This window comes from Paraburkholderia silvatlantica (genome assembly GCF_003096715.1).
Lineage (GTDB): Bacteria > Pseudomonadota > Gammaproteobacteria > Burkholderiales > Burkholderiaceae > Paraburkholderia > Paraburkholderia silvatlantica.
Genome location: NZ_QEOL01000012.1, coordinates 133,805 through 146,934, shown reverse-complemented (window position 1 = coordinate 146,934; position 13,130 = coordinate 133,805). Strand labels below are relative to the sequence as shown.

Annotated in this window: 10 protein-coding genes and 2 pseudogenes; 7 read left to right on the top strand and 5 right to left on the bottom strand. The window is 60.5% G+C overall.

The window, feature by feature from the left end; all coding sequences use genetic code 11:
* Positions 1-323: 323 nt before the first annotated feature.
* Entirely contained in the window at positions 324-1,982 is a 1,659-nt protein-coding gene (locus tag C7411_RS17705; RefSeq protein WP_110385546.1) for a glycoside hydrolase family 32 protein, read from the bottom strand.
* A 1,122-nt stretch (positions 1,983-3,104) separates the two neighbouring features.
* Here C7411_RS17705 and C7411_RS17700 point away from each other — a divergent pair.
* From C7411_RS17700 to C7411_RS17690, 3 genes are read left to right on the top strand one after another with little or no spacing between them, the layout of a single operon-like run.
* Positions 3,105-4,538 carry a sugar porter family MFS transporter gene (locus tag C7411_RS17700; RefSeq protein ID WP_243413205.1) on the top strand — a complete coding sequence of 478 codons (1,434 nt, stop codon included), beginning with the start codon at positions 3,105-3,107 and terminating at the stop codon, positions 4,536-4,538.
* Complete coding sequence (locus tag C7411_RS17695) at positions 4,538-5,275, top strand: HAD family hydrolase (RefSeq protein ID WP_110385545.1); 738 nt, start codon at positions 4,538-4,540, stop codon at positions 5,273-5,275. The genes C7411_RS17700 and C7411_RS17695 overlap by 1 nt, the downstream gene beginning before the upstream one ends.
* A complete protein-coding gene (locus tag C7411_RS17690) occupies positions 5,272-6,804 on the top strand; it encodes a mannitol dehydrogenase family protein (protein WP_110385544.1) in 1,533 nt (510 codons plus the stop codon). Before C7411_RS17695 ends, C7411_RS17690 begins: the two co-directional genes overlap by 4 nt.
* 302 nt (positions 6,805-7,106) lie before the next feature.
* Here the strand turns inward: C7411_RS17690 and C7411_RS17685 are convergent, their stop codons facing one another.
* Together C7411_RS17685 and C7411_RS17680 are read right to left on the bottom strand one after the other, a co-directional pair.
* Positions 7,107-8,474, bottom strand: coding sequence for a sensor histidine kinase (locus C7411_RS17685; protein ID WP_110385543.1), 1,368 nt, complete (start codon positions 8,472-8,474; stop codon positions 7,107-7,109).
* Between the two features lie 4 nt (positions 8,475-8,478).
* Positions 8,479-9,156 (bottom strand): response regulator transcription factor, encoded by a 678-nt coding sequence (locus C7411_RS17680; RefSeq protein ID WP_110385601.1) that lies wholly within the window; start codon positions 9,154-9,156, stop codon positions 8,479-8,481.
* 299 nt (positions 9,157-9,455) lie between these two features.
* Between C7411_RS17680 and C7411_RS17675 the strand changes: the two genes are divergently transcribed.
* The 4 genes and pseudogenes from C7411_RS17675 to C7411_RS17660 all read left to right on the top strand — a co-directional run.
* Complete coding sequence (locus C7411_RS17675) at positions 9,456-9,713, top strand: DUF4148 domain-containing protein (protein WP_110385542.1); 258 nt, start codon at positions 9,456-9,458, stop codon at positions 9,711-9,713.
* Between the two features lie 421 nt (positions 9,714-10,134).
* Positions 10,135-10,977, top strand: a complete 843-nt coding sequence (locus C7411_RS17670; protein ID WP_110385541.1) for an NAD(P)H-dependent oxidoreductase — start codon at positions 10,135-10,137, stop codon at positions 10,975-10,977.
* A 53-nt stretch (positions 10,978-11,030) separates the two neighbouring features.
* Positions 11,031-11,464 (top strand): annotated as a pseudogene (locus tag C7411_RS17665) (alcohol dehydrogenase catalytic domain-containing protein); the annotation flags it as partial.
* Positions 11,440-11,718: pseudogene (locus tag C7411_RS17660) on the top strand (chromosome partitioning protein ParB); the annotation flags it as partial. The pseudogenes C7411_RS17665 and C7411_RS17660, both read left to right, overlap by 25 nt.
* 159 nt (positions 11,719-11,877) lie before the next feature.
* Here the strand turns inward: C7411_RS17660 and C7411_RS17655 are convergent.
* Together C7411_RS17655 and C7411_RS17650 are read right to left on the bottom strand one after the other, a co-directional pair.
* Positions 11,878-12,294, bottom strand: coding sequence for a carboxymuconolactone decarboxylase family protein (locus tag C7411_RS17655; RefSeq protein WP_110385540.1), 417 nt, complete (start codon positions 12,292-12,294; stop codon positions 11,878-11,880).
* Positions 12,295-12,445: 151 nt separating this feature from the next.
* Positions 12,446-12,901 (bottom strand): SDR family oxidoreductase, encoded by a 456-nt coding sequence (locus C7411_RS17650; RefSeq protein ID WP_165822830.1) that lies wholly within the window; start codon positions 12,899-12,901, stop codon positions 12,446-12,448.
* Between the last annotated feature and the right edge of the window lie 229 nt (positions 12,902-13,130).

Sequence of the window (13,130 nt, the reverse complement as noted above, 5' to 3'; positions counted from 1 at the left end):
CGCTGTATCAAGACGTTGCCCCTTCACGGACTCCGATCCGGCGGCCCACCGCAGCAATAAGGCAAGTATGTGCATATGCGCGGGCGACGCATCAGTAAACGACACGACACGTCCACCCGGCTCACATGGCGCAAATTCGACGCTCAAGCACGCGGATTCTCGTCCGGCACGTGCAAGGCGCGCGCACCGGCGCATCAAAGTCCGTGAGTTTGCCCTGCACCAGGGCGCTACCGATGCGCAGCGCGCTCGACGTCGCCAGACATCGCTGTTCGCCGTTGAATGCCATGGGAGGCGCCGAAACGTGAAGCACCCGCAGCGAGTCGCTACGGGTGTGCCCGCCCCTGGCGCATCCGCGACAGATCGCTCACCGCAATATCGCGAAAGCTCGCGTCGCCGCCCTCGGCAAAGAGGCTTACCCGGTCGTCGGCGAGCGTGGGAAGGATGAGGTCCGTGACAACCGCTCGCCCATCGTCGGCGAACACCTCGACCGAGGCACGGTCGACCACGACACGCAGCCGCAGCCTGCCGTCATGCAGTGGCAAATTCGCGATGTGCTGCGGGCTGTAAGCGCGCGAAAACGACGTATCCCCTGCGTGCGAACGGTCAACCGTGAGCGTTTGCGCCTGGGTATCGTAGAAAATCCGTGTGCCCGTCGCGCCGTCCGCCGAGCTGCGCACGACCAGGCCCGCACGGTGAGCGCTTCCTGGCTCGATAGTCAGTTCGATATTCTGAACGACGCCACGCGTTACCGCCGGCAGCGCCTGCGTGGACGACACGAGCCCAACCTGAGCGATACGCGTCGTCGGGCTGCGCCCCACCAGCGATGCATAGGATTCGGTCGGTGCAAATACAAGCTGTGGCCGGCCATCGACCGTCTTCAGCGCGAGCTCGCGCGGCAGCGCCATCGCACCGCGCCAGGGGGTTGTGGGCACGTCGTTGGCATAGTCCCAGTTACCCATCCATCCGATCGCCACAGTTTTGCCGCCCGGTGCGTTCGAGAACGTACCCGCCGCGTAATAGTCCGCACCATGGTCGAGCCACTGCCAGCGCACCGGGTCGGAGCCTGCAGGCGCGACGTCGTCGGGAACAAAGCGTGTGCCGTCGAAGCGACCGACGAAGTACATCGCACCCGAGCCACCTGCAATCGACCACGGATTGACGTTGACGATCATCACCCACTTCTCATTCGCCGGATTGCCATCGAGCGGCAACGGCAACAGGTCCGGCATCTCCCACAGCGCACCGTGATGGGGAATGTCAGGCAAGGTGAAGTCGCTCAGGAAAGTCCAGTCGATCAGATTACTTGACCTGTAGAGCTTCACGACGTGCGCATCGGCAACGACCGCACACATCAGCCAGTAACCACCGGGGGCGTACCACGACACCTTCGGATCCCGAAAATGACTCGACTCTGGGTCCAGCGTGAGCACGGGATTGTGCGCGTAGCGTCGCCACGTCTTACCTTCATCGGTACTGTATGCAAGCGACTGCGCCTGCACACCTGGCTCGTGCCCAGAGCCCGGCTTGTACACAGACGTGTAGAGCGCCACGAGCGGCGGCAGCGCGGCGCTGCCAAGGCCCGAAGTATTGTGCGCATCAACGACGATTGATCCGGAGAACACTTCCTCCGTGCGGTTCGCCGCGAGCGCGACGGGTTGCTCGACCCAGTCGAGCAGATTGCGACTGGTCGCGTGCCCCCACGACATGTTTCCCCAGACATTGCCCTCCGGGTTGTACTGGTAGAACAGGTGGTAGATCCCCTTGTAGTAGACGAGACCGTTTGGATCGTTCATCCAGTTGCGTTGGGGCGTGTAATGCAGCGCCGGACGCCACTGCAACGTATCAAGCTCCTTCAACGAATTCGATGCTCCATTGTCGGCTGCACCAGACGAACCACAGGCCGCAAACGTAAGCGTGAGCGCGACAAAGAGTCGGCTCGACCACGCTCCAGGGGCGCAGCCAACACGGTTGACATTCAACATGCTGGATCCTCAGTAGTGTACGCGCCGGCAATCCATGCGCACGCACGACCGTGCCGCAACGGCGACGACTCACCGCCAGGCCACGCTTCCCGGTTTCCCGCGATGCACGATCGCCGTCTTGACCTGCAGATCCCAGGAAGTCGACCAGCATCCGCTTTGGTGTCAGATGCATCTATAGCCCAACAAAAAAATCGGTTTTAATAGTAACTCAAACCGGTTTGGAACGTATACCCCTGTAACAAAAAGATAGAGTTTGATGGAAGCAACACACAGTTCAAGGACCGCGCGGAGCATCGCGATACCGGACGGAATGCAGGCACCTATGGAAATTGGATCAGGGTTCGTGACCCATATCGCGCCGACACGCGCGCGGCGACGCGACGCGCGAGTGACAGGCACAGGCTACGATCAATCACGATATTGAATTTTTTTCTTATTGATTAGGAATCCATTTTATAAATGCGAAAGATTATGAAACAGGGTTGAACATTTGCTCATGTTGTGTAGAATTGCTCATGCATCTTGGCCTCGGCGAGCAGTGGATCGCACGGCGCCGCCAGGTGCTTTCAACATGATTCGACGCCCGCTGCCATCAGGTGAGTGTCGAACGCCTTTTCGTTCCGTCCGTTACGCGGCTGGAGCGTCGTCTGCAAGGCAGGCGGTGAAGAGCCAGGGGAGACACTGGCGCCTTCCCCGAAGTGCGGCTAAAGATCGTGCGGAAACCTACGAATGTGCGAAGTCAGAGGCGAAGCCCGCGTGGCCAGCCTTGTGCGCGATTCAGACCAAGGCAGCTGTCATGACCCGTTGTCACCACGGTTCCAGGTTGTGCCGTTCGTGTCCTGAAACCACCAGCCCTGCTGCACCGGCAGCGTTCTCCCGCCCGCGGGGGATCGCAGGCAGATTCGCCACCCAGCGCGCAATGCACCATCTGCCCGGCCCATAGCGCGCCGCGCGCCCGCCGCAGCAATGGCACCGCTCGTGCCGTGCCTGCTTTCGTCCACTGCGAACCGCAATACGCATCCGTCAATGCAACGGGACGCGCGCGTTCTCTTTTCGGAGCGACTTTTCCATGTCCACCTATCTCCCCGAATCGTTCATACCTACATTCTCAGGAGAACGAAATTGATCACAAGACTGCTTACGACATCGGACGAAAAACGCCTTTCCCCTTCCGCCTACATGGCGGTTATCGCCACCGTTTCGGCCATCGCAGGCGGACTCTACGGGTACGACACGGGCATCATCTCCGGTGCCCTGCCATTGATCGCACACGAATTCGACCTTGATTATCGCGCGCAGGAACTCATCGCCGCCATCATCCTGCTCGGCGCCGTGATCGGTTCGCTCGCCTCCACGCGGCTATCGGCCAACCTCGGCCGCCGCCGTACCATCGTATTGATATCTGCCGTCTACACGATCGGCGTCGCCGCCGCCGCACTTTCCCCCAACGTCATATGCCTCGGTGTCTCGCGGCTGGTGCTGGGAATCGCGGTAGGCGGCTCCACGCAGATCGTTCCGACCTATATCGCCGAGCTCGCCGAGCCAGACAAGCGCGGCAGGCTGGTGACCTACTTCAACGTCGCCATTGGCGTGGGGATCCTGCTCGCAGCCGTCATCGGCGTAGCAGGCGAGCATGTCTTTACATGGCGATGGATGATCGGCGTCGCGGTTTTTCCTTCCCTCTTGCTGCTTTACGGCATGAGCAGGCTGCCGCGAAGCCCGCGCTGGCTGGTCGAGCAAGGCCGTGTCCAGGACGCACGCACCGAACTCTCAAAGGTACGCCATTCGCCGGACGCCGTCCGTCGCGAGCTTGCCGACATGCGCGACGTGGTGGATCAACGCGAAAATGACGCAATGCGCGGCTGGCGCGCGTTGGGCGAACCGTGGGTTCGGCCGGCACTCGTGGCCGGGCTGGGCGTCGCCGCGCTCACCCAGCTGAGCGGCATCGAGATGATGATCTACTACACGCCCACCTTCCTGCGCGACGCCGGCTTCGGCGATTCCGCGTCGTTATGGGCCGCGCTTGGCGTCGCGCTGACCTATCTGGCGATGACGCTGATGGGCAAGCTCTGCGTCGATCACATCGGGCGCCGCACGCTGAGCCTGAGCACGTTGCCGTTCGCCGCGGCCAGCCTGTTTGCGCTCGGCGCGGTCCTGCATTTCGATCTCGCCGGCCGGTTCCAGCAATGGTGGGTGATCGGATGCCTGATCGCCTTCATGGTCTTCAATTCCGGCGGTATCCAGGTAATCGGCTGGCTCACGGGCGCGGAGATCTACCCGCTCGGCGTTCGCGACCAGGCAACGGGCGCGCACTCGGCCATGCTCTGGGGTTCAAACCTGCTGTTGACGGGCACGGCGCTCACGATGACGAAGTGGCTCGGTGTAGGCGGCGCGATGTGGGTCTATGGAGCCCTCAACGTACTCGCGTGGATATTCATTTACTTCGCGGTGCCGGAAACACGAGGCCGCAGTCTCGAAGACATTGAACGCGCGCTACGCAATGGCACCTTCACGCCGCATTCGCACATGGCTACCACAACCGACAAGGTGAATTAATGAACGGCAATCCAGGCGGCACCATCGCCGAAGATATTCTGATGATCTGCGACTGCGATGGCGTCCTGATCGACAGCGAAGCTATCGCGGAACACATCATCGCCGATCGGCTCAAAGCACTCTGGCCGCGAAGCGATGTCAGCGACACGTTGCGGCCGCTGCTCGGCATGCGCACACAGCCGCTGCTGGAGCGGGTAGCCGCCGAGCTCAGTTGCCCAATCGACGCCGATGCCATTGCCTCGATCGATGCCGCCGTGCGCATGGGCGCCGTGCAGGCGCCCATGATTGAGGGCGTCAACGACGCACTGGGCGCGATCGCGCTGCGCAAGGCCTGCGCGAGCAACAGCAATGCGGATTACGTCTATAGCGCATTGACGCGTACCGGTCTGATCGGGCACTTCGGCGAACGCGTTTTCACCGCGGACAAGGTCCCCAATCCCAAACCTGCCCCCGATGTATATCTTGCCGCGGCGCGTAACCTCGGCGTTGCACCGAAGCATTGCGTCGTGGTGGAAGACAGTGTGACCGGCACTCGCGCGGCAGTGGCGGCTGGCATGACCGTCCTGGGCTTCGCCGGTGCGAAGCATATCCCCGGCGACCAGGTGCACAAGCTCCTTGCTGCAGGTGCAAGCATCGTATTCGAACGGATGGCACAACTGCCGTCGCTCGTCGATTCCTTCATCATTCAGTGCACTGCACAGAAGCGCAATGTAAACACAAACCGGGACTTCGCATGACACACGCAACGAACCAGGACACCACCGCCTCGGGTGCCGCTCAGGACGCGGCTCTGCCGCTCTCGAGCATAACGCTTGACCTGCTCGACGCACACATCACCGCGCCAGGTTACGATCGCGCCGCGCTGACCGCAGGCATCGCGCATATCGGCGTCGGCAACTTCCATCGCGCGCACCAGGCGCGCTACATCGATTGCTGCCTGCGTCTGCCGGGCACCGCACAGTGGGGTATCTGCGGCATCGGCCTCGGCAACGGTGCGTCGGCGCGCGCAAAGGCCGACGCGCTGCGCATCCAGGATGGCCTCTACTCGCTCACCGAGATTGGCCCCGACGGGCGCGAGGACGTTCGCATCATTGGCGCACTGGTCGACTATCTGCACGCGCCCTCCGATCCCGACGCAGTGCTCACGAAACTCGCCGATCCGGCAATCCGCATCGTCTCCCTGACAATCACCGAAGGCGGCTACAACTTCGACGAAGCATCGGGCGAATTTCGATTCGACGAGCCGGATATCGCCCACGATCTCGCTGGCGAACGGCCACGCACTGCATTCGGATTCATCGTCGAAGCACTGCGCCGCCGACGCGACGCGGGCATCAAGGCGTTCACCGTGATGTCCTGCGATAACCTCCGCCAGAACGGCGATACGGCGCGCCGCGCGGTGCTCACGTTTGCGGCGGCACGCGACCCCGAACTCGCAAACTGGATCGAGCGCCACGTCGCGTTTCCGAACAGCATGGTCGATCGCATCGCGCCGCAAGTCACTCCGTACATGCATGCGCGTGCGCACGCGCTAACGGGCGACGCTGCCCCGGTCGTCGCCGAGACCTTCACGCAATGGGTGATCGAGGATCACTTCAGCGACGGTCGGCCACCACTCGAGAACGTGGGCGTCGAACTCTGCGACGACGTTTGGGAGTGGGAAGCCATGAAAGGCCGCATGCTCAATGCTTCGCATATGCTGCTCGCTTATCCCGCGCTTCTGCTCGGTCATCGGCTCGTTCATGACGGCATGGCCGATCCTGACATCGCCGCGCTGTTACGCGTGTTCATGGAGCAGGACGTGAATCCGATCCTGCCGTGGCCGCCTGGCGTCAACGGGCTTGACTATATCGACAGCACGATCGAGCGCTTCAGCAACGCCGCGCTTGCGGACCAGCTTTTGCGCGTCGCACACGACGGCGCGTCGAAGATTCCGGTCTTTCACAGCAAGACCATCTCGAAACTGGAGCGCGACGGTCGCGACATCTCACGCGAGGCACTGTTGCTCGTGTGCTTCCAGCAGTACCTGAGAGGTGTCGACGATTTCGGCGACACCTTCGCCGTGGATGAGAAAAAGCTCGGCCCAGGAGACTGGAATCTGCTGGCGAGCGGGGATCCGCTCGCAGTGCTGCTCATGTCGCCGTTCGTCAGCCTTCGCCTCGACCAATGTGGACCCTTCGTGGAAAAATTCATGCAGTTTCACGAAAGCGTGTCGTCACGTGAAACGCGCAAGGCACTTCGGGACGCTATACGCACTGCAGGCTAACGCCTGGCAGGTGGTGTCCAAACGCCGCTGAATCCGGCCAGGGCATCACCCATTCGCGCCTGGCGCGGCGCAGAACTTCCCGGCTTCACCCGCGAAATGCGAGCAGCCGATTGCGCTCGTCGACAGATGTCTCTTTGACGTGCCAGCGCCACGCAGCGCTCAACGCGAATGTTTGGAGGCGTTTGCACGCGCTGCACCGCCCGCTTACGCGTCCTCCCAGCCTCTCGCAGTACGGACAACCGCCGCCATACAGCGCTTCGTCACGGCAGTCTGCAAACACATGATGCGCGCAACCACGCCGTTCATATGAATACGTGTCCAGGGCAGCAGTCGAGCGTGACGCACGTACCCGGATTGGCATCCGAGAGTGTTAACCGGAACTCGTGCAGGTGCATTACCGCCTGGACGATCGACAGCCCAAGTCCCGAACCCGGTCTTTCACGGGTACTTTCGCTACGATAAAAGCGCTGAAGGACGGCCGACCGTTCGTTGGCAGGAATTCCTGGACCATCGTCGCATATGGTGATCCTCGGCCCGTGTTTTGCCTGCCCTGTGGCAATCACGACCTTGCCATTCTCCTGCGCGAACTTGATCGCGTTGTCGACGATATTGGCAAGCGCTTCGAACATAAGAGCAGAGTCAGCACGTACAGGTTGTGTATCCTGCAGATCTAACTCCAGATTGACACCCTTGTCCGCCGCGACGGGTGCATAAAGCTCGCCGACCTCTCGACACAGAACATGCATTGCTGTATCACTGAAGGCGCCACGCCGACGCAGGTTTTCGATTTCGGAAATGCGCAGGATCGCAGCAAATCGCCTGAGCACCTCGTCAGCCGCACCTTTTGCCTGCTGCAGGTTTTGCGAATCCTCCTGCTGCAGCCGTTCTGCGTCGATACGGGCCAGCAACGAACGAATATGAATCAAGGGCGTACGGAGATCGTGTGCGATGCCGTCGCAGGCGCTCTTCACTTCGCCCATCAGCCGTGCTATCTCGTCGAGCATGCGATTGATGATCTGGGAAAGCCACGCAAGTTCGTCCCTCCCCCGTAGAGGCAGGCGCGTCTTCAGGTCGCCTTGCGCGATCAGATACGACAGGTGTCGAATTTCGTTGAGACGACGCAATTGCGCAGCGGAAAACAATATTCCGAGCCCTATCCCACCGAGCAAGGCAACGACACCGCTCCATGCAAGGCCGCCCAGCACGTAGTTGCGCAACTGGGTCATCTCGTCAACATTGCGCGCTACGATGAAGGTGTCGCCATCGGGCAGCACCATGGCCCGCGTCCACATGAAAGTCGGGTGCTGGCGAACGTCCTGCGAAAGTTCGGGACGGAACCATTCGCCCGCTCCACCCGGCTTGACATCTGCTGGCAGCACCGCGATGTCACCAGCGATGTGCTTTCCATCCCGTGAGAACAACCCGTAGTAGTTGATAGGCCGACGCATCTCCGCGCGCAAATGCGCATTGACCTCATCGATCAACACGTTGCGCGGCAATGCCGAGAAGTATTCGAATTGCCAATTGATATTAAAGTCTGCCTGCTGGGCGGTATAGCGCGCAGAGTTCCAGTAGTTGAAGCCCACGAGTCCGACTACGGACGCTGCAAATACCAGCGCATACATTGTCAGCAGCCGGAAAATTGTGCTCCGCCAGAAGCTCATCTTCATCGCCTCACCCCAGCATATAGCCTGAACCGCGCACAGTCTTCAGCAGCGGCGACATACCCGGCAGATCAATCTTTTTCCGTAGCATGCCCACATATACCTCGATCAGGTTGGTACCGGGATCAAAGTGCAAGTTCCAGACGGCTTCGAAGATCATCGTGCGTGTGTGAATCTGCCGGCTATTGCGGGCTAGATAGACCAGTAACCTGAATTCCACCGGTGGCAACGAGACAACATGTTCGCCTCGGCGCGCCGTGCGTGCGATCAGATCGATCTCCAGGTCGTCCACCCGTAACACTGTGACTTCGGGTTCTGGCAGGCGAGCTCGCCGGCGCAACAACACTTCGACACGTGCGCGCATTTCTATGGGCGAAAACGGCTTGGCAATATAATCGTCGCCACCTGCGAGCAGACCGCGAACCCGCTCATCGACATCCGACAACGCGCTTATCATGAGCACCGGCGTCTCGACACCAACACCACGCAGGGTCTTCAGTATCGTCAATCCATCGACGCCAGGCAGCATCCGGTCCAGTGTGATCACATTGAATTCGCCGTTCAGCGCACGTGCGATACCGTCCTCTCCACTCATCACCCATTCGACATCAAATCCCGCTTCGCAAAGCGTATGGACAATGTCGCGCCCAACAATTTGATCGTCCTCGATCGTGAGAATTTTTGCCATGATCGGCGTTTCCGGCCCAGCGCACCGGACAAGGAATGACACCATGCGAGTATCGCAGATCATCGCGCGGGTTATGTGAAGAATATTTCATCGTCCGGAACGTCAACATCGGAACACCCGCACTTGTAGAAAAAGCATCACGGTCCGCTATCGCCCCCTTTTTATCCTAAAGAAACCTTAATCTGTTCGACTGCCACCGCGACCAGCGCGCCTGAGATCATGGATACGTCACGTGCGATCGGGGTCTTTCTGCCTGGCCACACGTTCCGTGTGTTTCCGCTTATCTGAGGTACTGGCTTATGAAATCCGTCATCATCGTTCTGTTTCTCGCAGCGTCGACTACCCTCCTCGCGTCCAACACCCATGCCCAGTCGACGTCAAAGGGGCTCACACGTGAGCAGGTCCGCGCTGACCTCTATCGTGCGTTCCTCAATGGAACGACAGCCGAGGATGAAAAGGCTTCTTATCCTGCACCACCCGATGATCGTGCGGACCTCGCAGCGCAGCGCGCGCGGGAAGCTCGCTCAAACCCGGCTTACGCCAATTTTGTGCGCTAATCGAGCGGGTCGGTGCGTCTTGCCCTGACTGGTGCCCGTCGGGGAGATATCCTCGGCTTTGTCGCGATGACCCGGGCCGACAAAAAATAGTGCCGGCTCAAATCGGGCATGACCATCCCGGATGACGTTGAAAAGGCTCTACAACGGCGAGGTAAGTTCGGCCAAGCCTGCCGTGACAGCCCGACTCACGTTGTGCTCCTCAAGCAATACATTGAGCGTGCGCAAAGGTTCAGGTCGAGACTACGCAAATTATCCATGGCAATAGCAGGTATCTATGAAATTCATTTCCAATATACCTGATCACCATTTACGCTGCGTGCTTCACCATCAACGAGATGAACGGTGAAAGTCCTTAGGGCTGTCTAGCTTTGAGGAGAACGGTCGAAAGCCGCCTCTTCCCTTTCTTATTCAGGATCACAGCATGAGCAACGTTCTTATCGTCCACGCCCATCCAGAGGCTCAGTCGCTGACCGGCTCTTTGAAGAACCTCGCGGTCGAAACGCTGACCGCGCAGGGCCATCAGGTTCAAGTATCCGACCTCTACGCCATGCACTGGAAGGCCGTCGCCGATGCAGCCGACTTCCCGCAGCGTAAGAACGCCGATCGGCTACGCTATGCGTCGGAATCGGGCAATGCCTTCGCTACGGGCACCCAACCCGCCGATGTCGTGGCTGAGCAGCAGAAGCTGCTGTGGGCCGACGCGGTCATCCTCACCTTCCCGTTGTGGTGGTTCAGCGCGCCGGCGATCCTGAAGGGTTGGGTCGAGCGCGTCTATGCGCATGGCTTCGCTTACGGCGTCGGCCTGCATGGTGGTGAGCGATGGGGTGATCGGTATGGTGAAGGAACGCTAGCCGGTCGCCGGGCGATGGTTGTCGTCAGCATCGGCGGCCGCGAGCCACACTATAGCGAGCGCGGCGTCAATGGCCGACTCGACGAGATCTTGTGGCCCATCCAGCATGGACAGCTATTCTATCCGGGCATGGATGTTATGCCGCCCTTCCCCATCTACCAGAGCGACCGCCTGTCTGAAGAGCGCTGGGTGGAAGTCGCGGCAGCCTTCAAGGTCCGGATGGAGAATCTCTTCACCGACACGCCAATCCCGTATCGCACTCAGAATGGCGGACACTATGATGGACAGCAGGTGCTCAAGCCCGGTCTCGGTTCCGGAGAAACGGGCCTCCGCATCCACCTGGCGCAACAGGGCGATCCCGTTGAGAATTTGCACTCAGCCGAATCACAGCCCGCGGCGCTTGCCCGCGTCTGACCCATCATGCGCGCGTTCTCTCCAATGGTCAGGTGGGCCTCGAAGCCCTCACGATGGTCGAATTGCCCGATCCAGGGATGCCGGGTCCGGGAACCATCCGGGTCCGCCTGCATGCGACCTCGATCAATTTCCATGATCTCGGCATTGTGACCGGAAGGACGTGGGCTGCGCCTGGACGTATTCCCATGGCAGACGGCGCAGGCGTGGTCGAAGCGATCGGCGACGGCGTGTTCGGCTTCGCAGTGGGAGATCACGTCGTCTCGACATTCTTCCCACAATGGGTTGATGGTGCCCCCCGGTCAGCGACTTTTCCACGACGCCCGGCGACGGCATCGACCGCTATGCATGCGACTGCGTGCTCGCCCCGGAAACGGCCTTCACCCACGCTCCTGCCGGATATTCACATACCGAAGCGGCGACTTTGCCCACGGCGACGGTGACTGCGTGGCGCTCGCTGGTCGTCAACGGCGGAATCGAGGCGAAGGATTGCCGCTCGGCGTGAGCCTGAAAGTGCAAGACCGGCTGGAAAACTCTGCTCCGGACGTGCCGGAATCGCCTGCCGCCGTGGCACTGCACGCCTTGCCGGAAGTCGCAGGCGAAGCGTTGCCGCAGGACAGCGCCGAACTGTTTGCCGTGCTGCAAGACGAGCTGGCGCGTCGACTGGCCGTGTGCGTCGCGTCCACGGTGGGCGTGGTGACGCCACGCGCCACGCAGCAACAGCCCTGTGTGAAAGTGGCGCAGATCACCCGTTCAAAAGCGGAATAGCGATCAAGCCAAGGCCAAGGTCAAGGCGGCCTACGGACGACAGATCGAGGCCCACAAGTTGGCAACCGGCGCTCGCTGGCGGCCTCCTGCGCAGAGTGTTGCCGTAGTTGAAAGCGATCAGACCGGGGCTGCTTCTCAGAGCAGGCCACGATGACCTGCATAGTCTGACGTCTTGTCGAAGCCCCGTTCGGCTATGATCTTCGTCGCAATCGGCAGCACGCTCGAAATGGCGGGAAACCCGACATAGGGAAGCATCTGGATCAGTGCTTCTTCGATCTCGTGAAGCGGCATGCCGTGATCGAGTGCGAAATTCATGTGGAGGCCAAATTCATGCGGCTGCCGCATTGCCACCATGACCGTCATGGTGATGAGGCTACGGCGCGGCTGGTCTAGGCCTTTGCGCGTCCAGATATCGCCGAAAACATGATCGATGGCATATCCGGCGATATCGGCACCGAACGTATCGGATGCGGCCGCCGTGGCGAGACGTTCGGATTGTTCGGTGCCCATGAGTTCTCGCGTCGCCGCATTGCCTTTATCTCTGGCTGTCATGATTGTTCTCCAGTTTCGGATTGTTTGCTGGAAGCTCTAGGACTATGGCCTGAGCTCTGCGATCTTCGGCTTGTCGGGGTGTTCCATGCGGAGTTCGGGCAATGCCGACGGCCTACGCGGCTACGACTCACCAGAGCCTTCCGTCGATGCGTCAGACGGAGCACATGCCGCCGTCAACCAGCAGCTCACTACCGGCAACGAAGCTGTTGTCCTCTGACGCAAGGAAGAACATTGCCCCCGCGATCTCTTCCGGCCTTGCCATGCGACCGAGCGGTATATTCGCAGCGTGCTTGGCACGCGTCGCCGCGGCGGCCTCCGGAGTGCTTTCCTGTGCGTCGATCAGCGGCGTGCCGCACGGACCCGGCGTGATCGTGTTGACGCGGATGCCACGATCCTTCAGCTCCATCGTCCAGGTTCGGGCATAGGAACGCAGCGCCACCTTCGAGGCGGCATAGGCTGAACGAACCGGGAATCCACGCAGGGAAGCGATGGTGCTCGTCAGGATGATCGACGCGCCGTTGTTCATGAGAGGCAAAGACTTCTGCACCGTGAATAGGAGGCCCCGGGCGTTGACCTCAAAATTGTGGTTGAAGCTGTGGGCTACCACACGGCGGCCCGTTGTGAAAGCACAGAGTGTTTCGTCGACTGGACCCGCGTTACGCTTGAATATGCGTGGGTATCAATGAATGTCCATTGCACCCATATGGCTTCAGTGGTGGCCCGATAAAATGAGTGCGAGCGCTGCGAAATACGATCGGTGCAGCCCCTGTCTTTCAACAATGCGGCAACCCCAAGCTGCATTGCGGCCCGGGGCAGCGCATACATGGGTTCTGTCC